This window comes from Clostridium sp., assembly GCF_032576335.1.
In the GTDB taxonomy this organism is placed as follows: Bacteria; Bacillota; Clostridia; order Oscillospirales; family Acutalibacteraceae; genus Faecalispora.
Genome location: NZ_JAWFXC010000015.1, coordinates 15,847 through 38,097 on the forward strand (window position 1 = coordinate 15,847; position 22,251 = coordinate 38,097).

At 43.5% G+C, this 22,251-nt stretch carries 30 protein-coding genes and 1 tRNA gene; 25 read left to right on the plus strand and 6 right to left on the minus strand.

The window, feature by feature from the left end; genetic code table 11:
• Window positions 1-14 precede the first annotated feature (14 nt).
• The 8 genes from E7L17_RS13150 to E7L17_RS13185 are packed head-to-tail and all read left to right on the plus strand — an operon-like array spanning window position 15 to window position 4,442.
• On the plus strand, window positions 15-1,142 hold the full coding sequence (locus E7L17_RS13150) for a hypothetical protein (RefSeq protein WP_316323598.1): 1,128 nt from the start codon (window positions 15-17) through the stop codon (window positions 1,140-1,142).
• Between the two features lie 2 nt (window positions 1,143-1,144).
• On the plus strand, window positions 1,145-2,107 hold the full coding sequence (locus E7L17_RS13155; protein ID WP_316323599.1) for a DUF6273 domain-containing protein: 963 nt from the start codon (window positions 1,145-1,147) through the stop codon (window positions 2,105-2,107).
• Between the two features lie 9 nt (window positions 2,108-2,116).
• Complete coding sequence (locus tag E7L17_RS13160) at window positions 2,117-2,527, plus strand: hypothetical protein (RefSeq protein WP_316323600.1); 411 nt, start codon at window positions 2,117-2,119, stop codon at window positions 2,525-2,527.
• A complete protein-coding gene (locus E7L17_RS13165) occupies window positions 2,524-2,676 on the plus strand; it encodes an XkdX family protein (protein WP_410470673.1) in 153 nt (50 codons plus the stop codon). The genes E7L17_RS13160 and E7L17_RS13165 overlap by 4 nt, the downstream gene beginning before the upstream one ends.
• A gap of 1 nt (window position 2,677) precedes the next feature.
• The gene (locus tag E7L17_RS13170; RefSeq protein WP_316323601.1) at window positions 2,678-3,085 is read left to right on the plus strand and encodes a helix-hairpin-helix domain-containing protein; all 408 of its coding nucleotides are present in this window, start codon (window positions 2,678-2,680) and stop codon (window positions 3,083-3,085) included.
• A gap of 5 nt (window positions 3,086-3,090) precedes the next feature.
• Window positions 3,091-3,345: a hypothetical protein gene (locus E7L17_RS13175; RefSeq protein ID WP_316323602.1), complete on the plus strand. Its 255-nt coding sequence runs from the start codon at window positions 3,091-3,093 to the stop codon at window positions 3,343-3,345.
• The gene (locus tag E7L17_RS13180; RefSeq protein ID WP_316323603.1) at window positions 3,342-4,166 is read left to right on the plus strand and encodes an N-acetylmuramoyl-L-alanine amidase; all 825 of its coding nucleotides are present in this window, start codon (window positions 3,342-3,344) and stop codon (window positions 4,164-4,166) included. The genes E7L17_RS13175 and E7L17_RS13180 overlap by 4 nt, the downstream gene beginning before the upstream one ends.
• A 3-nt stretch (window positions 4,167-4,169) precedes the next feature.
• Complete coding sequence (locus tag E7L17_RS13185; protein WP_316323604.1) at window positions 4,170-4,442, plus strand: hypothetical protein; 273 nt, start codon at window positions 4,170-4,172, stop codon at window positions 4,440-4,442.
• 51 nt (window positions 4,443-4,493) lie between these two features.
• On the opposite strand, the gene E7L17_RS13190 is transcribed toward E7L17_RS13185, so the two are convergent.
• The 3 genes from E7L17_RS13190 to E7L17_RS13200 form a co-directional block, all read right to left on the minus strand.
• Complete coding sequence (locus E7L17_RS13190) at window positions 4,494-4,691, minus strand: hypothetical protein (RefSeq protein ID WP_316323605.1); 198 nt, start codon at window positions 4,689-4,691, stop codon at window positions 4,494-4,496.
• Window positions 4,691-4,975: a hypothetical protein gene (locus tag E7L17_RS13195; protein WP_316323606.1), complete on the minus strand. Its 285-nt coding sequence runs from the start codon at window positions 4,973-4,975 to the stop codon at window positions 4,691-4,693. Before E7L17_RS13195 ends, E7L17_RS13190 begins: the two co-directional genes overlap by 1 nt.
• Before the next feature lie 251 nt (window positions 4,976-5,226).
• A tRNA-Val gene (locus E7L17_RS13200) sits at window positions 5,227-5,303 on the minus strand.
• Window positions 5,304-5,540: 237 nt separating this feature from the next.
• On the opposite strand from E7L17_RS13200, the gene E7L17_RS13205 reads away from it, so the two are divergent.
• From E7L17_RS13205 to E7L17_RS13230, 6 genes are all read left to right on the plus strand, one after another.
• The gene (locus E7L17_RS13205; protein WP_316323607.1) at window positions 5,541-6,344 is read left to right on the plus strand and encodes a motility protein A; all 804 of its coding nucleotides are present in this window, start codon (window positions 5,541-5,543) and stop codon (window positions 6,342-6,344) included.
• Window positions 6,345-6,363: 19 nt separating this feature from the next.
• Window positions 6,364-7,218, plus strand: coding sequence for a flagellar motor protein MotB (locus E7L17_RS13210; protein WP_316323608.1), 855 nt, complete (start codon window positions 6,364-6,366; stop codon window positions 7,216-7,218).
• Between the two features lie 237 nt (window positions 7,219-7,455).
• Complete coding sequence (gene metG / locus E7L17_RS13215) at window positions 7,456-9,420, plus strand: methionine--tRNA ligase (RefSeq protein ID WP_410470674.1); 1,965 nt, start codon at window positions 7,456-7,458, stop codon at window positions 9,418-9,420.
• Window positions 9,421-9,431: 11 nt separating this feature from the next.
• Complete coding sequence (locus E7L17_RS13220) at window positions 9,432-10,211, plus strand: TatD family hydrolase (RefSeq protein WP_316323609.1); 780 nt, start codon at window positions 9,432-9,434, stop codon at window positions 10,209-10,211.
• Between the two features lie 6 nt (window positions 10,212-10,217).
• Entirely contained in the window at window positions 10,218-10,841 is a 624-nt protein-coding gene (locus E7L17_RS13225) for a TatD family nuclease-associated radical SAM protein (protein ID WP_316323610.1), read from the plus strand.
• Window positions 10,842-10,956: 115 nt separating this feature from the next.
• The gene (locus tag E7L17_RS13230) at window positions 10,957-11,559 is read left to right on the plus strand and encodes a nitroreductase family protein (protein ID WP_410470675.1); all 603 of its coding nucleotides are present in this window, start codon (window positions 10,957-10,959) and stop codon (window positions 11,557-11,559) included.
• A 76-nt stretch (window positions 11,560-11,635) separates the two neighbouring features.
• On the opposite strand, the gene E7L17_RS13235 is transcribed toward E7L17_RS13230, so the two are convergent.
• A complete protein-coding gene (locus tag E7L17_RS13235; protein WP_316323611.1) occupies window positions 11,636-12,067 on the minus strand; it encodes an N-acetyltransferase in 432 nt (143 codons plus the stop codon).
• 304 nt (window positions 12,068-12,371) lie between these two features.
• On the minus strand, window positions 12,372-13,067 hold the full coding sequence (locus E7L17_RS13240) for a putative ABC transporter permease (protein ID WP_316323612.1): 696 nt from the start codon (window positions 13,065-13,067) through the stop codon (window positions 12,372-12,374).
• A gap of 250 nt (window positions 13,068-13,317) precedes the next feature.
• Between E7L17_RS13240 and E7L17_RS13245 the strand changes: the two genes are divergently transcribed.
• From E7L17_RS13245 to E7L17_RS13275, 7 genes are all read left to right on the plus strand, one after another.
• Window positions 13,318-13,836 carry a DUF6106 family protein gene (locus E7L17_RS13245; RefSeq protein WP_316323613.1) on the plus strand — a complete coding sequence of 173 codons (519 nt, stop codon included), beginning with the start codon at window positions 13,318-13,320 and terminating at the stop codon, window positions 13,834-13,836.
• On the plus strand, window positions 13,817-14,347 hold the full coding sequence (acpS, locus tag E7L17_RS13250; RefSeq protein WP_316323614.1) for a holo-ACP synthase: 531 nt from the start codon (window positions 13,817-13,819) through the stop codon (window positions 14,345-14,347). Before E7L17_RS13245 ends, acpS begins: the two co-directional genes overlap by 20 nt.
• Window positions 14,232-15,710, plus strand: coding sequence for an NAD(P)H-hydrate dehydratase (locus tag E7L17_RS13255; protein WP_316323627.1), 1,479 nt, complete (start codon window positions 14,232-14,234; stop codon window positions 15,708-15,710). Before acpS ends, E7L17_RS13255 begins: the two co-directional genes overlap by 116 nt.
• Window positions 15,711-15,720: 10 nt before the next feature.
• A complete protein-coding gene (locus E7L17_RS13260; protein ID WP_316323615.1) occupies window positions 15,721-16,239 on the plus strand; it encodes a hypothetical protein in 519 nt (172 codons plus the stop codon).
• A 254-nt stretch (window positions 16,240-16,493) separates the two neighbouring features.
• Complete coding sequence (locus E7L17_RS13265; RefSeq protein ID WP_316323616.1) at window positions 16,494-16,946, plus strand: MarR family winged helix-turn-helix transcriptional regulator; 453 nt, start codon at window positions 16,494-16,496, stop codon at window positions 16,944-16,946.
• A gap of 39 nt (window positions 16,947-16,985) precedes the next feature.
• The gene (locus E7L17_RS13270; protein ID WP_316323617.1) at window positions 16,986-17,513 is read left to right on the plus strand and encodes a flavodoxin family protein; all 528 of its coding nucleotides are present in this window, start codon (window positions 16,986-16,988) and stop codon (window positions 17,511-17,513) included.
• Between the two features lie 19 nt (window positions 17,514-17,532).
• Window positions 17,533-17,898 (plus strand): DUF1304 domain-containing protein, encoded by a 366-nt coding sequence (locus E7L17_RS13275; protein WP_316323618.1) that lies wholly within the window; start codon window positions 17,533-17,535, stop codon window positions 17,896-17,898.
• 196 nt (window positions 17,899-18,094) lie between these two features.
• Here the strand turns inward: E7L17_RS13275 and E7L17_RS13280 are convergent, their stop codons facing one another.
• Entirely contained in the window at window positions 18,095-19,042 is a 948-nt protein-coding gene (locus E7L17_RS13280) for a YafY family protein (protein WP_316323619.1), read from the minus strand.
• A 100-nt stretch (window positions 19,043-19,142) separates the two neighbouring features.
• Between E7L17_RS13280 and E7L17_RS13285 the strand changes: the two genes are divergently transcribed.
• From E7L17_RS13285 to E7L17_RS13300, 4 genes are all read left to right on the plus strand, one after another.
• A complete protein-coding gene (locus E7L17_RS13285; RefSeq protein ID WP_316323620.1) occupies window positions 19,143-19,565 on the plus strand; it encodes a pyridoxamine 5'-phosphate oxidase family protein in 423 nt (140 codons plus the stop codon).
• A gap of 351 nt (window positions 19,566-19,916) precedes the next feature.
• On the plus strand, window positions 19,917-20,543 hold the full coding sequence (locus tag E7L17_RS13290; RefSeq protein WP_316323621.1) for a TetR/AcrR family transcriptional regulator: 627 nt from the start codon (window positions 19,917-19,919) through the stop codon (window positions 20,541-20,543).
• A complete protein-coding gene (locus E7L17_RS13295; RefSeq protein WP_316323622.1) occupies window positions 20,536-21,501 on the plus strand; it encodes an FAD:protein FMN transferase in 966 nt (321 codons plus the stop codon). Before E7L17_RS13290 ends, E7L17_RS13295 begins: the two co-directional genes overlap by 8 nt.
• A gap of 67 nt (window positions 21,502-21,568) precedes the next feature.
• Window positions 21,569-21,976 carry an FMN-binding protein gene (locus tag E7L17_RS13300; RefSeq protein WP_316323623.1) on the plus strand — a complete coding sequence of 136 codons (408 nt, stop codon included), beginning with the start codon at window positions 21,569-21,571 and terminating at the stop codon, window positions 21,974-21,976.
• Window positions 21,977-22,251: the final 275 nt, after the last annotated feature.

Genomic DNA, 22,251 nt, shown 5'->3' on the forward strand with positions numbered 1-22,251 from the left:
GAAAGGGTGATTAAATGGCTTTTACACCTAAAACATGGGTTGGACGCAGCGTAGAGCACCCCGGACGTATTAATCTAACTCCAACTGGAACAACAAACCAATATGACACTGAGCGGGCAGAGGGCGAAGTTTATAACGAGGGTGATTTAGTTAGTGACGTGGCGCTAAACAACCTTGAAGACCGTATAGCCAACGCTTTTGATGACATTGGCCTTGCTTATGTAGTACTAGGACATTACAACACGTTATCTGCTTTACAAACTGCTCATCCAACAGGACAGCCAGGCGATGCTTATTTTGTTGGAACAACTATCCCTTACAATGTTTATCAGTGGGATATTCCCACAAGCGCTTGGATAAACGTCGGGCAAATTCAGGGTCCAAAAGGAGATAGCGGATTAAATGGAGCGGACGGCGAAAACGGTGCAGCCGCTACCATTACAGTAGGTACTGTGTCAACAGGAGCGGCTGGAACAAGTGCGTCAATTACTAACGTCGGAACATCCGCAGCGGCAGTGTTTAATTTTACTATACCGCGAGGTGACAAAGGCGAGCAAGGCGTAAAAGGTGATACCGGCGCTAAAGGAGATGACGGCACTTCGTTTATAGTTTTAGGGCTTTATGCAACGCTATCTGCTTTACAGGCAGCACACCCTACCGGTAACGCCGGCGATGCTTATTCTGTTGGAACAGCAGAAGATAATACAATTTATCTTTGGAATACAAGCACATCACAATGGGTTGATATAGGTAAGTTGCAAGGCCCGCAAGGCGTAAAAGGCGATACTGGGACAGCGGCTACAATATCAGTAGGAACAGTTTCAACCGGCGCAGCGGGTTCCAGTGTTTCCGTTACAAATTCTGGTACAGAAAATGAAGCTGTGTTCAATTTTACGATACCCAAAGGGGATAAAGGCGATACCGGTTCAACTGGAGAAACAGGGCAGGGCGTAGTTGCTGGAGGAACCACAGGTCAGTTTTTACGCAAGGCAAGTAACAGCGATTACGCCACTGAGTGGGGCACGGTAACGCTTGATAACATACCAAACGGAACAACCCGGGTCCTACACAACATAACCATTTCAACATCTACGCCAACAGGTGGAAGTGACGGCGACATTTGGTTACAAGTGGAGGTGTAATTGTGCCACAAGCATTAAGTAATTTATCAGTTGGAGCAAAAGTTGTTGATACTACAAGCTTGTGCTATGGGGCACCTATTGTTTTTAAAGTGGTTGCAAAAAATCATACGGGATACCCGGTAAACTCTGTTACACTTATATCAGATAAAATCCTTTGTATCAAAGCTTTTGACGCAATGGAAGCATCTAATAGTGACAGTAACCGACGTTTATACGGAAACAACCGTTATCTTTATGCCAACTTGCGGTGTTGGCTCAACAGCGAAGCCGCCGCGTGGTACGCCGCACAGCACGGCGCAGATGCGCCGCCAAGCGCCGCAAACGTGTCGAGCGGGTATAACCCATACGAAACAGAATCGGGCTTTATGACGGGCTTGTCAGCCGCTTTCAAAGCAACTATTTTGCCAACCACCCGTACCGTTGTAAAAAACACGGTAACGGATGGCGGCGGAACGGAAACCGTAACGGACAAATTCTTTCTTGCGTCCGTAACGGAGGTAGGGCTTGCCAACGAGGGCGTGGCAGAGGGAACGCTTTTAGCGGGTTTCAGCAATGACGCTTCTCGTGTTGCTTACCCGACCGCCGAAGCCGTGGCGAACAGCAATTACACCAATTCAAGCTTCAACACGGGCGCGGGTTGGTATTATTGGCTCTCAACGCCCTATGCCGCCGATTCCTGCTACGTCCGCTATGTCCATTCCACTGGTACGTTGACGTTCAGCTACGCGTACATCGGCTATAGGGGTGTCCGCCCGCTTTGTAATTTGAATTCTGAAATCTTGGTATCTGATAGCCCTAATACAAATGGCAACTACGAATTTGTTTGGAATACTGCACCTAATATACCTGTGCATTTTGATGGTGCGTGGAAAAACTCTACACCCTATGTAAAACAAAGTGGAGTCTGGAAACCGGTAACGAAAGCCTATGTAAAACAAAGTGGTACATGGAAACAAACAGTATAGGAGGACAACATGAATCAAATGAAATTTGCAGATGGAACAGTTTTAAGCACAATTGTTGTTAATTCTCAAACCGTAAACTATCAAAATTCTGTAAGAGCAGCAATAGAGGTTGAGCTTACAAAAGAAACAATTGCTTTTGATGCACTATACACTCTACTCAAAGATGTAAATAAAACTAAAAATATCATCTTGATAAGCGAAGAATCACAGAATCCTAAAGACGGCTTTATCCATTTAGCAGATGGGCCGAGAATCCGGCAAATTTATATACCAACCACGGACGGAACCGAGGGAACTAACGAAGAAAGAATGTGTTTTACATTGGCTCAAAAAAATTACACAGAAGTTCAAATTGACTCTTTTCAAGATCAGATAGATTTAATATTACTTAGTATTTTAAATGGAGGTGTTGCATTATGATGGCTAATATGTTTGACACTTTAAAGAGACTTTACAATAACGGCTCGCTTACACTAGATGGACTTAAAAAAGCGGTAACTCTTGGCTGGATTACTCCGGAGCAGTACAAAGAGATTTGTGGTGAGGATTACGTTCAGCCGGAGGTGTAAAATGAAACATAAATGGTTTAAAATCGGCATTTGCTTGGTAGTTATTGGGCTGTGTGGAGCAATCTATACAGCCACACAAGCTAAGGTTAACATCAACCAAATGACAGCAGCAGATTGGGAGGATACCCATATATCAGGTGTAGGCGAGGTTACTAAGGCTAAAATCCTAGAAAACGCTCCTTACTCCGATATTAAAGATGTAGCCAAGGTTGACGGCATCGGTGAAAAAAAGCAAGCACAAATAGAGAGACATTTTACTACTTATGACACTTGTCGTATTGAGGTGTTTATTTTTTTGTCCATCTTATCCCCGCTATCATTCTCTGCCGGTGCTTTAATTATTTTTGCTATACATTTGCGCCGTAAAAGGCTAGATTTAATACTCTCAAAATCCATCAAAAAGGACTGATGCGGGTGGAAGCAGTTAGCTACATTATTACAATTATCATGTGCTTTGTCGCGTTGGCTGGATGGCTTTCAGGCCGCGATAAAAAAATCACCGACGATTCAGAGTGGAAAGGTGTAATAAACACTAAACTTGATGGAATACAGAGCGGAGTTTCAGGAATAAACAAAGAAATGGCAGAAATGAAAGGTACAATCTCAAACCTTGAAAACCGAGTTATTATTCTTGAAACCAGAGAATCAGTAAAGGGGAAGATAGTATGAAAATCTGGATTGATGCAGGCCACGGCGGCGTACAGCCCGGAATAGTAGCTTTAGGCCGCAAGGAAAAAGACCTGACGCTTGACATTAGCCTTAAACTAGAGGCTCTCTTAAAGCAAGCTGGACATACAGTAGCAATGACCCGCACAACCGATGTTGACGTTGGAATTGACGAGCGCGCCCGCATGGCTAACAAGTGGGGAGCAGACCTATTTATCAGCATCCATTTAAACGGTGGTGGCGGGTACGGTGCAGAGGTGTTTTGTAGTCTTGCTGGTGGGAAATCCCGCGAGTTAGCGGCGGCCTTGCAAACCGAGCTTGTATCCCTTGGCTATCGAGATAGGGGCGTAAAGACAAAAGCTGGTACAGGTGGCAAAGATTATTTTGGAGTCATCCGAGAGACCAACGCTCCGGCAGTAATAGCAGAGTGTGGTTTTTTAGATAGTCAAGACGACATGGCACGGTACAACGCAGACAAGATTGCAGACGCTCTTGCTAAAGGCGTAGCCAAGTATACCGGCGTATCTTATAAAGCTGCCGCGCCTGCTATTGTTGGCTTTATGCTTGACACCAGTAGCAAAGATTTAATATTTAACAGCGACAAAGACACCTACGAGGTGCTGGCACGCTGCATGGATAAGCCAACCGTACGTACAACAGGCCGGGACGTTATCAGCGTAGGGGAGCCGGTGGCAGATTACAAAGATGGCAAGTTCCGTGGGTACAAAATCAAGGTTAAGGCAATAAAACCCGGCTTTGCTCACATAGATGTATCAGCAGCAGGACAAATCAAAAGCTGCAACTTTAATGTTAAAGGAGAGTAACATATGGATAGCTTTTTTACATGGACTATGCTCGCCACTCTTGCGGGCTGCACTACGGCGGTAGGTATCCTCACACAAGCGGTTAAAGAGATTTTTAAAAACGTACCTACTCAATTAGTAAGCTATATTTTAGCAGTGCTACTGCTTGGACTTGCTACGTTGTTTAATGGTGGCGCTGAAGCTGCCACGTGGGCGATTATACCGTTTAATGCGGTAATTGTGTCCACCTCTGCAAACGGAGCTTTTGCGGCAATCCAGAGGGCTAAAAATCAATAGACAAAACTTATCCCCACTGAACGGATTTAAAATCTGACCAGTGGGGATTTTTTATTTATCTGATGATTTACGCCAACCGATACATTTACCTGTTTTTACTCTGTTGTCTGGATATGGCTCGTCGGAGTCTATAAACCAATCTCTGCCCATTTTTTTAGCAGTCTCAAAACCTTTACGAGCCGCTTTTTGCCTTACGCTTGTGATGGCTTTATCGTGCATTTTTGCATACTCTGCAATTGGTATAAGCATTAAATCTCAACCGCCCCAATTACATTTTTGTTGTGCTCATCCAGTATCATAACCGGTGCATCCCAATCGCAAGCGTCGCCATAATCTTGGTCTTGCGGGTCAAAACCCTCTACGGGTATCCAATACACTGTATACTCGTTGCCGTCGTTATCAGTGGCCTGTGCTTCAAAGTATACGCCACACCATCCGTCCGACTGCTCAACACCGTCACTATTAATTTTGCGGAGGAAAGACTCGCTGTTGCCTTGGATATAGGCCTCTTGTGTTAATGTTAGCTTTGTCATTTTGTTTTTCCCCTCTCGTTATCTTGTGATTATACAATACATCTTTAGAGACGTATTGTCAATATATTTTTGAAAAATAATTTAAGAATTCCTTTTCATTATATATGTGTAATTTTACACTGCCTAAAATACTTGCATGTTGACTTGCATTTATTTGATTTTCTCGTATTACAACGTAGTATATCGTGGAATAAAAAAATAAAAAACCGCACCAAACTACCAACAAATGGCGGTCTGATGCGGTTTTTAGCTGGTGGACGATATAGGACTTGAACCTATGACCCTTCGCACGTCAAGCGAATGCTCTAGCCAGCTGAGCTAATCGTCCAAATTATAGTTGTTGCGCTTTTCGAATGCTTGGTTATTATATCTTATTTTAATTTAAAAATCAACCCCTAAATTCAAGATTTTTTGAGTTTTATGGTTAGATTTTTGAAAAAATTGTAAATAAAAAGAAAATTTTATAATTTTAAATAATTTTACCAAGATATTTGAGACTTCTGCCGATATACATAATGAGAGTTTCTGATTCTTCAGCAATCGTCAAACTCAAGGAGGATACAGAGTGGATATTTCAACAATTATTGGAGTACTGGTAGCATTTGGCTCTATTATTGGGGGCTATTTGCTGGAACACGGCGTTCTAAGCGCTTTGGTTATGCCATCCCCCTTTCTTATCGTTGTTGGCGGTACGTGGGGAGCGATTATTCTTTCCTTTGGATTAGGGGAGATTGGAGCAGCGTTTAAGTTTTTTCTCAATACTGTCTTTACAAAGAATGCACCAAATCCAGAAAAGCTGATTCAGAAAATGTCCGAAATGGCTGATGCATGCCGTAAGGAAGGTCTTCTAAAACTGCAAACCATGCTGGATGATTCCGACATTAGCGACGACAGCTTTCTGCCGCTCAAAGAGGGTATGATTCTTACGCTGGACATGAAGCCCGCCGAAGAAATTGCAGCCACCATGGAAGCAGATATGGAAACCTACATGGTAAAAAAGAACATGGAAATTGAAGTGTTCCTTTCTGCGGGTGGTTTTTCACCTACATTGGGTATTATTGGTACCGTTATGGGTTTGATTCAGGTGCTTTCGAATATGACGGACGCAGCTGCGCTGATGGCTTCTATCGGTGTAGCGTTCCTGGCAACCTTGTACGGTATTTTGTTTGCCAACCTTTTTTACTTTCCAATGGCAAACCGAATGAAAACAGACTTAAGGCGTCAAAAGGTATACCGTGAAATGATGATTGAAGGCATGTGTCTGATTGCCAGCGGTAAATCCGCACGAGACGTGGAAAATCAGTTGTCCCTTTACTATCATGTGTTCAAAAATGGCCATAAGAAGTATAAAGAGGGCATCAATAACTAATGCATGGAGATTAACTGCTATGGCGAGAAGAAAAAGGAAGGGCGAAGCGGAAGCCCCAGAAAACAATGAAAGATGGCTGCTCACCTATTCGGATATGATCACGCTGCTTTTGGCGTTGTTTATGATTCTGTATTCGATGAGTTCTATCGATGCGAAAAAGTTTGCCAAAATGGCGGAGGAGGCCGGGCATCAAATGGGTGCAGTCACCAGTGATGCTACCGGGGGTGGCGGTGGTGGTTCAGGCGGAAGCGGAAATGGTGCTGGAACCGGCAGTGGTACCGAAGCAACAAACGCCAGTAATCTAACAAATAAGATGGATGCCTTGGATGAGGTATACTCCATTTTACAGTCTTATGTGGAAAAAAATCATCTTGAGGACCAAATTGGCTTGGTGAATACGAATACATATGTAAAAATTCACCTGAAGGATAAGATGATGTTTGTTCCAGACAGCTCCCGAATGCTGCCCGAAAGCGAACCGGTGCTCAAAGAGGTGTCGGACGCGATTTCAAAAGTGTATGACCGTGTAGACCACATTACGTTTAGTGGGCATACGGCAGACGTAGGGCCGCATACGTTGTCTGGTGACCAAACCTCTTGGCGGCTTTCTACGGAGCGCGCCGTCACAGTGGTTACTAGAATGATTGGTTACGGAATGAAGCAAGATAAAATCTCAATTGAGGGCTACGCTCATTTTTCACCGGTTGCAAACAATAACAACGAAGAGGGTAGAGCTAAGAACCGGCGTGTGGAAATTACCATCTTGAAAAACCCGCCGATTATACCGGCAGATATTTCAAAACCGGCTGCGGATGCTGCTTCTTCTAATTCACAAGCCAGCGGGCAAACGGAATCCAGCAAAGCAGCGCACTAAAGTACAATATGTCGTATGGGATAACAGGCCGCCGTTACAGGCGGCTTGATTTTTTCTATTTATACCCGCTGCAAAAGGCAGAATCCACCTGCTCGGCTTGAATTCTAACCGCAAAATGGTATAATAGGAAAAAGATACTGACATACTGATTTTCAAAACCGCTTTTGTTTTGGCGGCTGCGCTTTTTGGGAAGATTTTCAAAAAAAGCAGACTGAATTTGATAAAGGGATGGATTCTATGGAAAAAAAGACATTTTATATTACTACTCCAATTTATTACCCCTCTGGGCAGCCGCATATTGGGCACAGCTATTGCACCGTTGCCAGTGACGCAATTGCGCGTTACAAACGGCTGCAGGGTTTTGATGTAATGTTCTTGACCGGCACGGATGAGCACGGCCAAAAAATCGAGAACAATGCAAAAAAAGAGGGTATTACTCCCAAGGTATATGTTGATAAGATTGTAGAAGGCTTTCAAGATCTTTGGAAGCTTTTGGATATTAGCAACGACCGTTTTATTCGTACGACAGACGATTACCATGAGAAAGCCGTGCAAAAGATTTTCCGCGCACTTTATGATAAGGGCGAAATATACAAAGGTAAATATGAGGGATGGTATTGCACCCCTTGCGAAGCCTTTTGGACGGAGACCCAACTAAAAGATGGCAAATGCCCCGATTGCGGCCGTGAGGTAAAGTGGGCAGAGGAGGAAGCTTATTTCTTCCGTCTTTCAAACTATGCAGACAAGCTCTTAAAGCTGTATGAAGAACAGCCGAATTTTATTCAGCCGGAAAGCCGTAAAAATGAAATGATTCAGTTCATTAAGAACGGCCTGAATGACCTTTGCGTTTCTCGCACCAGCTTTTCGTGGGGAATCCCAGTGGATTTTGACCCGAAGCATGTTGTGTATGTTTGGCTGGATGCACTGACCAACTATATTACTGCGATGGGCTATGGCTCCGAGGATGAAACAGATTACCGCAAGTATTGGCCTGCGGATGTCCATTTTGTGGGAAAAGAAATTGTGCGCTTTCACACCATAATTTGGCCTGCTATTTTAATGGCGCTTGACTTACCCTTGCCAAAGCAGGTATATGGTCACGGCTGGCTTTTGTTTGGTGATGGCAGTAAAATGAGCAAAAGCAAGGGCAACGTGGTTGACCCCGTTGTTTTGTGCGACCGCTACGGTGTAGATGCCATCCGCTACTTCCTGCTGCGTGAAATTCCGTTTGGTGCAGACGGTAACTTTACCAATGAGGCTCTCATCAACCGTATTAATTCTGATTTGGCAAACGATTTGGGTAATTTGGTGTCCCGTACAACCGCCATGGTTGGAAAGTACTTTAATGGTATCATTCCTGCAGAGCAGGAGAAAGCACCTGTGGATGAGGAACTGGAGCAGGCAGTCATTACCCTGCGCGAAAAGTGCGACAAAGCAATTGATTCCTACCAGTTCTCAAATGCACTTACAGAGATTTGGAAGGTGATTTCCCGCACTAACAAATATATTGATGAAACCGCACCTTGGGTGCTCGGGAAAGACGAAAACCAAAAAGCAAGACTCGCATCCGTCATGTACCACCTGTGCGAAGCGCTGCGCGTAATTTCCATCCTTGTAACTCCCTTTGTGCCAAATACCGCTCCTAAAATTCAGGAACAGCTCGGTGTAGAGCAAGAGGTGTTGGGCTATGAGAATGCTGCCACATGGGGGCTTCTCCCGGCAAATGCAGTTATTCGCAAAGGCGAAACATTATTCCCCCGCATTGATGTGGATAAGGAAATTGAAGAGCTGAACAAGCTGATTCCCGCAACTGTTCCGGTGCAGGAAGAAGCAAAAGAGCAAGCTAAGGAAGAGAAAAAAGAGCTTCCCGAGGGAATTGCACAAATTACCATTGACGACTTTATGAAGGTAGAGCTGGTCGTTGCCAAGGTGCTTCACTGCGAGCCCATTAAGCGCGCAAAAAAGCTATTAAAATTCACACTGGATGATGGTGTTGGCGAGCGCACAGTTGTTTCTGGCATCGCAAAATGGTACCAGCCGGAGGATTTAATTGGTCACAGCATTGTTCTGGTTAAAAACTTAAAGCCGGTCGTATTGTGCGGTGTAGAAAGCCAAGGAATGATTCTATCAGCAGACTGTGGAGAAGACAATGTGCGTGTATTGTTGATGGATGGGATTCCCGCAGGTTCCAGCATTCATTAAAGGAAAAGATAATGAAACGAATGATATTTGATTCTCATGCCCATTATGACGATGAGGCGTTTGCAGGTGACCGTGACGAGCTTCTGCATCGCCTTCCAGAGCAAGGCATTTGCAATATTGTCTCTATGGGCGCAGATTATGACGGATGCAGGGGAGCGCTTGAGCTTGCTTCCCGGTACACCTATATTTATGCGGCGGTAGGAATCCACCCGGAAAATGTGGCGGGTCTTCCAGCGGACTACCTCAGTCAACTCGAGGAATGGGCAAAAAATCCCAAGGTAGTAGCCATTGGAGAAATTGGTCTGGATTATCACTATGACGATATGGCACCGCGAGATGTACAGAGAAAAATTTTTGAAGACCAGATTTTGCTGGCAAAGAGCAGGAATCTGCCTATTGTAGTACATGACCGTGAAGCACATGGCGATACAATGGAGATTTTGAGCCGGCACAAGCCCAGAGGTGTGGTACATTGTTTCTCCGGTAGTGTAGAAATGATGCGTGAAGTGGTAAAGCTGGGTATGTACATTGGTCTCGGTGGCGTCGTTACGTTTAAAAACGCCCGTGTTGCCGTAGAAGTGGCTCGCGAAGTTCCATTAGACCGCCTGTTAACGGAAACCGATGCACCATATCTGGCGCCGGAGCCATTCCGTGGGAAACGCTGTGATTCCTCTATGATTCAATATGTCGCACAGCGTATTGCTGAGATCCGTGGAATCACGGCAGAGGAAGTGTTGCTGGCTGGCCGCCGTAATGCAGAAGAATTGTTTAACATCATCTCTGAGGGGTAATGCAATTTGACAATCACCTATGTTGTAGAAGAAGACCATTTATACGTTAATATGACCAACCGCTGTCCCAATGCCTGCGATTTTTGCGTTCGTTCTCTAAACGAGCGGAAAGAGGGTGAGGCAGACCTTTGGCTGGAGCATGAGCCTACCAAAGAAGAGGTTTTGGAGCAATTAAAAAGCAAAGATTTAGACAGCTACCGGGAATTGGTATTTTGCGGTTATGGCGAACCTACCTGTCGTTTTGATGACTTGGTTTGGTTATGCCAGCAGGTGCGGCAGATAAGCTGTGTTAACATACGGTTGAATACGAACGGCCTCTCCGACTTAATCAATGGGCGTTCTACCGCTCCGGAGCTTGACGGCCTTTTGGACAGCGTTTCCATTAGCCTGAATGCCGCTACACCGGAGAAGTACCATGAAATATGTCGGTCAAAATATGGTCTGGAGGCACTGCCGGCCATATTAAAGTTTACCAAAACCGTAGGTATGTATGTTCCGAAGGTGTATATGACTGTTGTGGATAATATGCCTCACGAAGAAATCTTAGCCTGCGAAAAGCTGTGCAAAGAAACAGGGGCTACCTTCCGTGTTCGTAAGTTTTTAGATCACCAGTCTTATGTAGAGAAATAAGAAATGCGCCTCCTCGGCTCAAACCGAAGAGGCGCATCTTTTCATATTATTGTTACGACTGGAATCTATAATAATAGAAGTTCTTACTATTTAAAGAGAACCGGAGGTTTGTGAAATGATGCGTAGCATAGAGAATCGAAGAAGTATTCGTAAATTCAAAGAAGATGGAATAACCATGGAGCTGCTCGAGCAGGTACTTTTCGCAGGAATCAAAGCGCCCTCCAGTAAAAATAAGCAGCCGTGGCGCTTTGTTGTGCTTGGCGGTAAGGCCAAAAAGGAGATGCTCCACTCTTTTGAGGCTGGGCTAGTGCGGGAGCAGGAGGGGAACGCTGCCTTGTTAGAGAAGAATCGGAACGCCCTACCGGACGCATGGAATACGCTGAATATTTTAAAGCAGGCACCGATTGTTATTTTGGTGCTGAATGCGGAATCGGGGAATCCATTTGTTCCTATCAGCAAGGAGGAACGGGTTGCAGAGATTGCGAATACGCAGTCAATCGGTGCGGCAATTGAAAATATGCTTCTTGCCGCACAGGAGCTGGGCCTTGGCTCTCTTTGGGTTTGCAATACCTTTTTTGCATACACAGAACTTAGCCAGTGGATTGGTAGCAGTGTTCAGCTTGCCGCTGCACTTGCCCTTGGCTATGCCGATGAAGAACCCATGCCGCGACCAAGAAAAAAGCTTGCAGATGTAGTAACATACCGCCTAGAAGAATAAAATTTGTTATAAATAGAAAAAGAAGCCGTTCCCTTTTTGAAGGGGCGGCTTCTTTCTTTTGTTTATGAATAGTAAATTAGTCTTTTTTCCAAGTCATGAAAAGCTCCAGCTCGCCAGTATCGGAGTTTTTCTGCTCACGCTCCACCGTAAAGCCGTGCTTTGTATAAAATTGAACGGTATTTTCACTCTTCTTATAAACGTTTACTTCCAAATGAGTATACTTTTCCTGGCACCACTCAATGAGCTTGGCACCAATGCCTTGATTCCAGTTGTCTGCATCTACAAACAGTGCGGCAATAAAACTATCCTCCAAAATGCTGACAAAACCCTTTAAACGGCCATGCTCACCGTAAACAACGGTCTCAGCCATAGAGAGATGTTCGTTGCGAACCGTTCTATATTTGTTCAGCCAATGTTCTCTGGAAATGAACGGGTGTGCCTTTGTAATGGCGTTCATCCAAAGCTGCATTACGGCATCTAACTCGTCTTTATGAAACTCTCTGATCATAAGTATTACTCCAATCTCTCATTTTGTTCTGCCATATTTCCCTAAAACCTGGGAACGGTGAATAAGCGATACGAATAAAAACGGAAGGATGTTGGTTATATTATACAATTATACACCATTAAAGTTAAATTGAAAAGGTGAAATTGAAAATATTCTATGAAAAAAGCGCACAGTTTCCCCAACTGAGCGCCATTCCCCTTTGAATCAGCTTATCGTTTATTATAAGCACTGAAAGACCAAAAATCAAGTAAAAAATGAATCGATTTATCATGTTTATATGCTAATCTTGTCAATGAATTTTTTACTAGGATTGTGCATGCTGCATATTGGGGTATACCTTTCTTAGGTAGTCGTCTGTATATTGCTGGTCAAGCCATTGGGTTACAGGGCCGGATGCAGGAATTCCATCCTGCCGCATGCTTTGGCGTTTTACCGCCATGCCCGAAAGTGCAATATTTACCACCATAAAAAGCAAAAGAACACGGGTCAGAATAACACCCGCTCGGCTGGGTATTTGTTCAATCCAGCTCGTAAGAGAGGGTAAGGTGTGTTTTATAAAAATAAGGCCAAGAATCCCCCAGAACACGGAGTAAGTAAGGTTGGTTCTTCCGTGCAGGTTTAAGGCAGAATCACTATACTCCCAAGAGATGGTACCGAAAAGCTTCTCCTGTAAAAAAGAGCAGATGTACTCAAGAGCACCGCCTAAAAACATACTGCAAAAGAAGATAATCATACTATTGCGGTGGCGTATGCGGTACAGCGCCACAGTAAAGAGCAAAGCTCCCAGACCGTATACAGGAGTAAATGGGCCGTACAGCAGGCCCTGCCTGCTCTCTAAATGGCCAAGCCGAACGTAGCACCACAGGCTTTCTACAATATAGCCGATCATGCATCCGCTTAGGAAAATCCAAAATTGTTTGTATCGGTTTAATCCGTGTGCAAAGGAATAAGGGTTTCCCTCCATTATGTAGCCTTTGCGCTGAAGCTTAGTCGTTATCATTTAAATGGTTTCCTTTCTTATAGAGTGAATCATAATTGAAGATGCTTTTTATTCCAAATAATAGGTTTAGTTATATTCAAATATCAATTAATAGATAAGTTATTGTTATGATATCATAATTGAACAAAATCGGCAAAGCGGCAGTGCTAACCCCACCAAAAGAGTCGGGTATGAATTGTAATATGGTGTAAATTATGGTATCATAAAAGAACAAAAATCCTTGAAGAGTTGGGAAATGGGAGATGACGGAATGGATGTTTTTGTTGAGCAATTACTACAGAAGAAAAAAGGGCGTAAGGATTATATGATCATAGGTGCAGCCAGTGTCTTTGGGCTATTATTAATGGCGCTAAGTACCCAGGTGCCCTTTCTAATTCCCTTTCTCTTATTAATTGTTGCAGGCGTATTTGTAGGTATTTATTATGTTGCCGCATCCAGAAATCTGGAATTTGAGTACAGCACCACCAACGGGGACTTTACGGTGGATCAAATTACAAACCGCAGCCGCCGCAAACGGGTTTGCGGCTTTGACCTTAAATCTGTAGAGGAGATGGGTCTTTACAACGCCTCTGCACTTCAAAACAGAACCTTTGCGAGCCGAATGATGGTTGGTGCAGACGATGAGGGTACGGATGCTTGGTACTTTGTCGTGCATCTAAAGGATGCAGGAAACACTTTGGTTGTGTTTAACCCAAATGAAAGGATGCTGGCGGCAATCAAACCGTTTTTGCCCCGGCAGGTATCTGTAAATGCTTTCCGTGGGCGTTGATCTGGTTGAGATTGCCCGGGTAGAACACGCCATGCGCAACCCTCGGTTTTGCCGCCGTATTTTGGGTAGCCGAGAATACGAGCAGCTTTCCGAGCGTGGGTTCCCGGCGGCAAGTGTAGCCGTCAGTTTTTGCGCCAAGGAGGCTTTTTCGAAAGCTCTTGGTACCGGTGTGAGGGGCTTTTTGTTAAGTGAAGTACAGCTTTTACGGGATGAGCTTGGCAAGCCCTTTTTGTTTTTGGAGGGTGCGGCTCTGAAAGCGGCCCGCAATATGGAGTTTACAGTCAGTGCTACACATACCGACCGGTACGCGTCCGTTACAGTTATCGGAGAGGAGCGTCACAGCAATGAGGGTATTCGAAAGCGGCGCCATGCGGGTGCTGGAAGAAAAAGCAGTTGTGGCAGGAACCAGCTACCCCGCACTCATGGAAAACGCGGGTTTGGGGGCAGCGCAAATACTGCAGGAGAAAGCCGCCGGAGCGCACATCGTCATATTGTGCGGAAAGGGCAATAACGGCGGCGACGGCTATGTTGCCGCACGGCGTTTGTTCGGTTGGGGTGCACAGGTTTGCGTAGTCTTAGTACAGGGTGAGCCGGAAACCGAATTAGCAAAACAGATGTATCATAAAATGGATATAGAACAAATTGAGGTTTTGGATTGGAGTAAAGAACCGAATGCAATAAAAACACAGATTTATGGAGCCGATTATATACTGGACGCAATGTATGGGATTGGTTTTCGCGGTAGTTTGCCTGAATTTCTTTACCCACTGCTCGATGCAGTAGAAACCTCTGGTGCGTATGTAGTGGCGTTGGATTTGCCCAGCGGCGTTGCTTGCAATACAGGAGAAGTGCCCGGCCGCTGTGTAAAAGCGGCTCAAACCGTAAGCTTTACGGCGCTAAAGCCCGCCCACCTCATTCAGCCGGCAAGAGGATTTTGTGGGAAAGTAACGGTGGTTCCCGTAGGTATTTCAGAGCAATTGATTGATGAAGAAACGACTCCACTGTTTACCATAGAAAAAAAGGATGTATCTCTCCTGTTTGAGAAACGGGAGCAGAATACCAATAAAGGCTCGTATGGCACTTTGCTTTCCGTTTGCGGCAGCGAGGGAATGGCAGGTGCAGCTATGTTAGCGGCTCGTGCAGCATTGCGCAGTGGAGTTGGCCTACTTAACATGGCAATTCCTGCCGAGCTTTATTCAGTTATGGCTAGTGTGCTCGTGGAGCCGGTGTTCACACTATTAGAAAAAGAGCAAAATGGCGTAGTTTGTGAAGAAAGTGCCGCTTTACTCAATCAAAAAATGCTGGGTGCTTCCGCTGTTCTGCTTGGCTGCGGAATTGGCACCTCAGCCTTTGCCCGCTCGCTACTTCGGCGAGTGGCAGCATGCACCTCCGTACCGCTTGTAATCGATGCAGATGGAATAAATCTCCTGGCTGAGAATATAGATATATTGAAAACAGTCAGAGTGCCGGTCGTACTTACCCCGCATCCGGGGGAGATGGCCCGGCTTCTTCATTCCACAACCGAGCAAGTACAAAAGCACCGTTTGGAGTATGCCAAACACTTTGCACAGGAACATGGCGTAACCCTTGTTCTAAAAGGCTCTGGCACCATCGTAGCCAATGCGGATGGCCGTGTATTTATAAATACCACGGGCAACCCCGGCATGGCAAAGGGTGGGAGCGGAGATGTACTTGCCGGTATGATAGCGTCTTTAGCGGCTCAGGGAACCCCGCCTTACTGGGCGGCGGTGTTTGGTGTATTCCTGCATGGGCTTGCGGGGGACCGCTGTGCGAAGAGGCTTTCTCAGCGTGGAATGCTTCCGTCAGATTTAATTGAGGAGCAGCCCCTACTGTTTTCAGAATTTGAACAATAAGGGTGATTTCATGCGCAAACCGGCCCGTCTCCTTATCATTTTATTTTGCCTGATCTGTTTGGCAGCTTTGGCAGCTGGGTGTTCTCCTTCGCTGACACAGCCGGTGGTAAATCCGGTAATGACCTTTGAGTCGAAAGCCAATGTATCTGTGGGCAAAAGCAACTACGTTTGCAAGCTTCAATATACCGCCGGGCAGGGCGCGCAGCTTACGTTAATAGAACCGCAGGAGCTTGAGGGTATGACATGGGTGTGGGATCATAAAATCCTTTCCGTTAGCTACCAGGGGATAACGGTAGCACAGGATAATCTTGCCCTGCCGCAGACGGGAATGATACCCATGATGCTCAAATCCTTGGATGCTGCTTCGGTAGACGGCGCGCTGACCACCTCTGGTGATGGGTTGTTTTTTGGCAGTGGTGAAAAAAACAATTTCACACTTACGGCTGACCGCCGTACCGGGCAAATAAAGCAATTGGCTATTCCAGAAGAAGAATTGCTGGTTGTGTTTGAACCAATTACTGAGAAATAGCCGGATTGTTCTGTGTAAAATCAGTTGCACCTATTACATTAAAAAAGCAGGAGTAAGATAGCTTCTGGATTGCTACCCCATTGTTAGGCAGTTTGTTTATAGCCTAACATATGGGGTGCTTTTTTATGAGTGTGTCTATTTTTGCATTTTATTAAGTAATGAAGAATCAAGTGCTTTCCATGGGGTGTTTGAATAGAGTCATTGACAAACTAAGATTTAATTGTTATATTTGTACGTGCAAATGAGGTGCTGATATGGATGATAATATGCTTTCAAATTGTACGGATAGCAGGCTTTATGGTTGCCTGTTTTTTTCTACCACCAAGCTGGCTCGCGAGCTGGGAAGACTTGCGGATGAGGCGTTTCAAAAAACGGGGCTATCTCCCAGCCATGCCGTTCTGCTCTATATCATCAATTTAAAGGGTGAAGTACAGCAAAAAGAGGTGGGAGAGCTGCTCCATCTAACGCCATCTACAATTACGCGCTTGGTAGATAAATTAGAGCGCAAGGGTTATGTGAAAAAGCAGACGGAAGGGAAAAATGTTTGTCTGTGTGCAACAGAAGAGGGGTTGCAGCAGCAGGAGCAAATCGTTTTTTCTTGGAATCAGCTTCAAAACGGCTATAAAGATGTTTTAACGGAAGAAGAGAGCCTACATTATTTAGAGATGAATGATAAGATTTTAAGAAAACTAACTGGTGAAAATTAAACAATATTTACCTTTCAATATTGATGTAGAGGATTATTTATGAATATTTTAGTGGTAACTGGTAGTCCGCGAAAAGGTGGAAATACAGAAATTATGGCGGATGTATTTGCACAATCTGCAAGAACAGTAGGGCACACGGTAACAGTAAAAAATCTGAGTGTGTTAAAGGTTGCGCCTTGCCTTGCCTGTAAGTATTGTTTTTCTCATGATGGCGAATGTGTGCAGAAGGATGATATGAACGACATTTTAAAGGAATTGGACGTAGCTGATTTACTGGTTTTGGCTTCTCCTATTTTCTGGTTTGATGTTTCAGCACAGACGAAGTGTTTTATAGACCGAATGTATGCATTTGGGAAAAAAGGCTTTCATATTCAATCCATTGCAATGCTGCTAAATTCAGGTGCGGACAATGTCTATGCGGCCGCAGAAGCCCAGTTGAAGTCTATTAGCTCTTATCTGAAGTGGGAGATAAAAGGGATTATCAAAGCACCCGGTATGACGGAAAAGGGGAGTATACGGAATTCTTCTGATTTGCAAAAGGTTCAAGAGTTTGCCAGAAGCTTATAAAGAGAGAATGTGTAAATAAATGCAATTAATTAGCATGGTTTTTATTGGGCTTATTGTGTTAGAACTGCTCTTTATTGTGTGGGTGGAAATTTTCGCATGGACCAGTAAAGGCCCGAAACTTTTTCCGCATTTAAGTGCGGAGTTTATAGAAAACACCAAAGGGATGGCTGCCAATCAGGGGATATACAACGCTTTTTTAGCGGCAGGATTGATTTGGTCTATGCTCATCAAAACGACACCATGGAACATTTACATTGCTTCCTTTTTCTTGGGATGTATCATTGTGGCAGGTGTTTTTGGTGCGGCTACATCCAGCAAATCTATTTTCTATAAGCAGGCACTTCCTGCAATCATTGTTCTGGTAATTCTCTGGATTTTCCAATAGAAGATGAAATGGCTTTTACAAATGAGTCTTTTACTTCATTACAATTTTAAAAGTACAACACTTAAACTAAAAATACGTGGACAAAAAAAGAGAACGCAATTTTGCGTTCTCTTTTTTTTTGTTCTGTATCAGCCATTTGGCTGCCAGTAATAGTGAGTCGTACCAGATAATATCTACTGGAGTAGTCTTCGAATCCTTATTCTGGAAGAGACGAAATGTGATTTTTCAAAGCATCTAGTCTTTCTACTATTAATTGCTTTAATTCAGGTGGTTGAATTGAAAGAATTGTTTCTCTGTACATGCTGAAATAATGGGCAATAAACGTTTCTTCCCCCGGATTGTAAACCCCCCTTACAGAATAGTCTCCATTTTCGCTGTATAGGGTCATGGACGGATAATGCTCTTTGTAAAATAAATCTGCTCCCTGTGTCGTTATGCCGACTTCAAATTGGATAGCAGCATTATGCTTCAATAGCTGACCAGAAGATTCTATCAATTCAGTTAGTGGTTTTGCGGTATACTCTTTACTTAGCTGAATGGACTGAATTTTATCACATCGAAAAACCTGTGGCTTGCTCGATTGAAAACAGTATCCGGTTGCATACCATTGTCCGTATGCAGAAAGAATATCGTAAAATTGTACATCATACGATTTTTCCGTATCCTCTTTTTGATAAGAGATCTTACAAACGTTTTCTTCAATCGCCGTTTGTAAGAGGTCTTTTAGGCAACTGCATTCTTTCTTGTTTTGATAATTTCCCAAGCGGAATATAGATTCCATTTTCCGCAGTTCTTCCCTGCGTTTTTCCGATATACACGATTCAAATTTCTGTTTCAGTTCCACTATACTCATATGAAACGGTGTGGACTGATAGGCAGTTAGTGTTTGCATGGAAAAATACAGTGCATAAACCTCATCGATTGTAAAAACAATGGGCGACAATAATCGATTGGGAAGAATCCCGTAATAACCGTTTCGTCCTATTTTTGAGTAAATTGGCATACCGATTTCTTCTAATGATTGAATATCTCGAAGTGCGGTGCTTTTTGAAATGGAGTACCGCTCCATGATGTTTTTTAAATGAAATGATTTTTTATCGTTTAGATAGAGGAGCATATCGTTAAGTCGTTCTGCTTTTGTCATGTTTTACCTCTTAATGCGAAATGGATTCTCAATTGGTTTCATGAATTGACACCGATTTCTATTATACTCTAATTATAATAAATATGACAGGAGATAAAATATGGATACAAAAAAAGAATTTACCCGTTTAATGGCTACACAATCTGAAATTGCATTGGCTACTTGTGTAGAGAATCAGCCGAATGTGAGAATTGTAAATTTTTACTACGACGAAGAAAGAGAAGTGCTTTACTTTACTTCTTTTGCAGATAATGAAAAGGTAAAGGAGTTTGAAAGCAATAACAAAATCTCTTTTACAACAATACCCCACCAAGGGAATGAACATATTAAAGCCCAAGGATGCGTGAAAAAAAGCAGCCGAACTATTTTTGATATTGCCGAGCACTTTATTAAGAAAATACCGGATTATAAAGATACCATAGAGCAGGCAGGGCAATACCTGATTCTTTTTGAAATAACCTTTGATACGGCGATGGTCACTTTGGATTTTGAAAATATAGAAACTTACACCCTAGCGGATTAATCTTAGCACAGTCCCCAGAGTTTATCACTTTGTATTCGAACCCAGAGACAACAGAAAAGCAGGCACCTTTTCACGGATGTGAATGTGTGCCTGCTTTTTTTGTTCTGAGTATTTGTTTCAGCTACCTGCTGCTGTAAGAATAAGCTTGTTTTAAATAAATAGAAAAAATAAATTTATGTATTACTAGTACGCCTACTTGACGTGTCGAATGAGAAGCATTACAATATGAATGAATAAATTTTAATTCATTCATATTTAGTTATTTTAAGTTTTATATTTTTTATTTCCGTAAGTGTAATGTGTAAACTGAATTGCAAAATAAGAATTAATGAATCAGGGAGGTAGGTATCGTTGTTGGATAAAAAATCCGAAATCTATCGTTGTGGAAAGGAATTGTTCCGTTCCAAGGGTTTTAAGGAAACAAATGTTGCTGAAATAATGAAAATGGCTGGGATGGCTACCGGTACTTTTTATAATTACTATCCATCAAAGGAAAAACTCTTTATTGAGATTTACAATGAAGAGAATGTGAAGCTTAAGAAAAGCATCACGGAATCAATAGACTTGCAAGCCAATCCAATTGTGGTTATTCAGGAAATGATGTCACGAAACCTGGAAGGTATGAACGCAAATCCAATCTTGCGGGAATGGTATAACAGAGAGGTGTTTAGCAAGATAGAAAATAGCTTTCGGGAAGAGGATGGCCTGAAAAGTGTGGATTTTCTTTTTAACAGCTTTATAGATATAGTGAAAAGTTGGCAGTCTGATGGTAAGATGAGGAGCGATATTGATGCAGAGATGATTATGGCCATTTTTTCATCGCTCGTTGTCATCGAAACCCATAAGGACGAGATTGGGATTCAATATTTTCCGCAGTTGATTGAGTATTTAGCCAATTTTACCATGAACTCTCTTCTGACTCATCCCGATAAAGGAAGCTTGCTACAGGTGCAAGCAGGTGAAAACTCCAATGAATGATCATCTGTATGAGCAGTCCACAAGTTTTGGTATGGGTACGGTCATAACTCATAAGGTTTTTGGGGAACAGGCAGGAGCGGCTCTTAAAGCGGGAGAAGCGGAAACCGTGCGATTAGATCGAATGTTGAGCCGATTTATACCGCAAAGCGAAATTAGCAGAATTAACAGCTCTGCAGGAATAAAAGCAGAGCAAGTAAGCAGTGAAACGTTTGAGGTGTTATCCGGAGCATCTGAGTTCTCAAAATGCAGTCAGGGCTGTTTTGATGTAACAATTGGACCCTTGACTGCTCTATGGTATGAGAGCAGAGAAACATTGAATCTGCCAAGCGCATCTAACATGAAGAAGGCGCTTCATATGGTGGATTATAAGGATTTAATGTTGGATGAAAGGAATCGTGCAGTAAAATTAAAACACGTGGGGCAATCCATTGATTTGGGCGGAATTGGAAAAGGGTTTGCTGCCGATAAAATAATAGCGACTTTTAAGAAACATGGTGTTTTATCGGCTTATACTAATTTTGGCGGAAATGTAGCTACGATTGGAACAAGGCCAGACGGTTCCCTATGGCAAGTCGGTATTCAGCACCCAAGATTGGAGGGTGAAATAATCGGAGTTGTTTCCGTAGAGAATCAGTCTGTGGTTACATCTGGAGATTACCAGCGATACTTTATCGGCCGTGACGGGAGAAGATACCACCATATTTTAAATCCAGTAACTGGGTACCCTTCTGAGTCCGGGCTGATCAGCGTCACTCTAATTGCCGACAATTCGATGATGGCAGATGCGTTGTCAACAATATTGTTTATAACTGGGTTAGAGCGAGGAATTGAACTTTTAAAAAGCTTTCCGGGCGCCGAGGCCATCATGATTGATACGAATGAATCCATTTATATCACTCATGGACTAAAAGGTCGTTTTCAACCGTGTGCGAATGTGGAACTGAGAATGATTCATTGAAAGCGAGGATTAGATTGGTATGAGAAGCAAAGATAAGAATTCGACCAACAGAAAGGGGACACGCAAAATGACAGGGATTATTGCGCTTGTTGTAGTTGCCGCGTTGGGTGTGGTGGGAGGATCATACTGGGTATGTCTGAATAAAGAGCATAGAGAAGCAAGAAGTATTCCCATTAAAGCCGTTGACTTTAATCACCTAAAGGATGGTAATTATGTTGGCGAATATGAGGGAGGAATGTATGGTTGGAGGGCGAACAAAGTGCAGGTCACAATATCTTCCGGAAAGGTCACCAATATTGCATTATTGAACTCTTCCGACCCGGGAGGAAAAAACACAAAAGAGAATGTGCTTTACAACAGTATCATCCATAAGCAGTCCCTTCAGGTAGATACCATCAGCGGTGCTACACTTACCTCGAAAGCATACCTCAAGGCAGTGGAAAACGCGCTGCTTCAAGCAGAAATTAATACATAGATTTGCTGCTCCATAGTATTTCGTATCAGGGATACAGGAATAGCAGAAAACAGGTGATGAAAAGAATAAGAGATCGGGCGGCTTTGAAATGACCCCCAAAAGTTAGACAAATATTATAATCAAGCAGCCGAAAGGGCTTGTTGTCTGTGAATCGCAGGCGGCAAGCCCTTCAGTTTTGTTCAAACAACCACCGGCTGTGCCGGTGGAGCGAAAAAAGCTTTAGCGTTGAAAAGGACAAAAAACTCCCTTTGTTGTAGAATAAGCATGCGGTCTGG

Bases quoted from the DNA above. Each gene is read 5' to 3' on its own strand.
- E7L17_RS13150 (WP_316323598.1), top strand. From the start codon at position 15: ATGGCTTTTACACCTAAAACATGGGTTGGACGCAGCGTAGAGCACCCC.
- E7L17_RS13160 (WP_316323600.1), top strand. From the start codon at position 2,117: ATGAATCAAATGAAATTTGCAGATGGAACAGTTTTAAGCACAATTGTT.
- E7L17_RS13165 (WP_410470673.1), top strand. From the start codon at position 2,524: ATGATGGCTAATATGTTTGACACTTTAAAGAGACTTTACAATAACGGC.
- E7L17_RS13170 (WP_316323601.1), top strand. From the start codon at position 2,678: ATGAAACATAAATGGTTTAAAATCGGCATTTGCTTGGTAGTTATTGGG.
- E7L17_RS13180 (WP_316323603.1), top strand. From the start codon at position 3,342: ATGAAAATCTGGATTGATGCAGGCCACGGCGGCGTACAGCCCGGAATA.
- E7L17_RS13185 (WP_316323604.1), top strand. From the start codon at position 4,170: ATGGATAGCTTTTTTACATGGACTATGCTCGCCACTCTTGCGGGCTGC.
- E7L17_RS13190 (WP_316323605.1), bottom strand. From the start codon at position 4,691: ATGCTTATACCAATTGCAGAGTATGCAAAAATGCACGATAAAGCCATC.
- E7L17_RS13195 (WP_316323606.1), bottom strand. From the start codon at position 4,975: ATGACAAAGCTAACATTAACACAAGAGGCCTATATCCAAGGCAACAGC.
- E7L17_RS13210 (WP_316323608.1), top strand. From the start codon at position 6,364: ATGGCGAGAAGAAAAAGGAAGGGCGAAGCGGAAGCCCCAGAAAACAAT.
- metG (WP_410470674.1), top strand. From the start codon at position 7,456: ATGGAAAAAAAGACATTTTATATTACTACTCCAATTTATTACCCCTCT.
- E7L17_RS13220 (WP_316323609.1), top strand. From the start codon at position 9,432: ATGAAACGAATGATATTTGATTCTCATGCCCATTATGACGATGAGGCG.
- E7L17_RS13230 (WP_410470675.1), top strand. From the start codon at position 10,957: ATGATGCGTAGCATAGAGAATCGAAGAAGTATTCGTAAATTCAAAGAA.
- E7L17_RS13235 (WP_316323611.1), bottom strand. From the start codon at position 12,067: ATGATCAGAGAGTTTCATAAAGACGAGTTAGATGCCGTAATGCAGCTT.
- E7L17_RS13240 (WP_316323612.1), bottom strand. From the start codon at position 13,067: ATGATAACGACTAAGCTTCAGCGCAAAGGCTACATAATGGAGGGAAAC.
- E7L17_RS13245 (WP_316323613.1), top strand. From the start codon at position 13,318: ATGGATGTTTTTGTTGAGCAATTACTACAGAAGAAAAAAGGGCGTAAG.
- acpS (WP_316323614.1), top strand. From the start codon at position 13,817: ATGCTTTCCGTGGGCGTTGATCTGGTTGAGATTGCCCGGGTAGAACAC.
- E7L17_RS13260 (WP_316323615.1), top strand. From the start codon at position 15,721: ATGCGCAAACCGGCCCGTCTCCTTATCATTTTATTTTGCCTGATCTGT.
- E7L17_RS13265 (WP_316323616.1), top strand. From the start codon at position 16,494: ATGGATGATAATATGCTTTCAAATTGTACGGATAGCAGGCTTTATGGT.
- E7L17_RS13270 (WP_316323617.1), top strand. From the start codon at position 16,986: ATGAATATTTTAGTGGTAACTGGTAGTCCGCGAAAAGGTGGAAATACA.
- E7L17_RS13275 (WP_316323618.1), top strand. From the start codon at position 17,533: ATGCAATTAATTAGCATGGTTTTTATTGGGCTTATTGTGTTAGAACTG.
- E7L17_RS13280 (WP_316323619.1), bottom strand. From the start codon at position 19,042: ATGACAAAAGCAGAACGACTTAACGATATGCTCCTCTATCTAAACGAT.
- E7L17_RS13285 (WP_316323620.1), top strand. From the start codon at position 19,143: ATGGATACAAAAAAAGAATTTACCCGTTTAATGGCTACACAATCTGAA.
- E7L17_RS13295 (WP_316323622.1), top strand. From the start codon at position 20,536: ATGAATGATCATCTGTATGAGCAGTCCACAAGTTTTGGTATGGGTACG.
- E7L17_RS13300 (WP_316323623.1), top strand. From the start codon at position 21,569: ATGACAGGGATTATTGCGCTTGTTGTAGTTGCCGCGTTGGGTGTGGTG.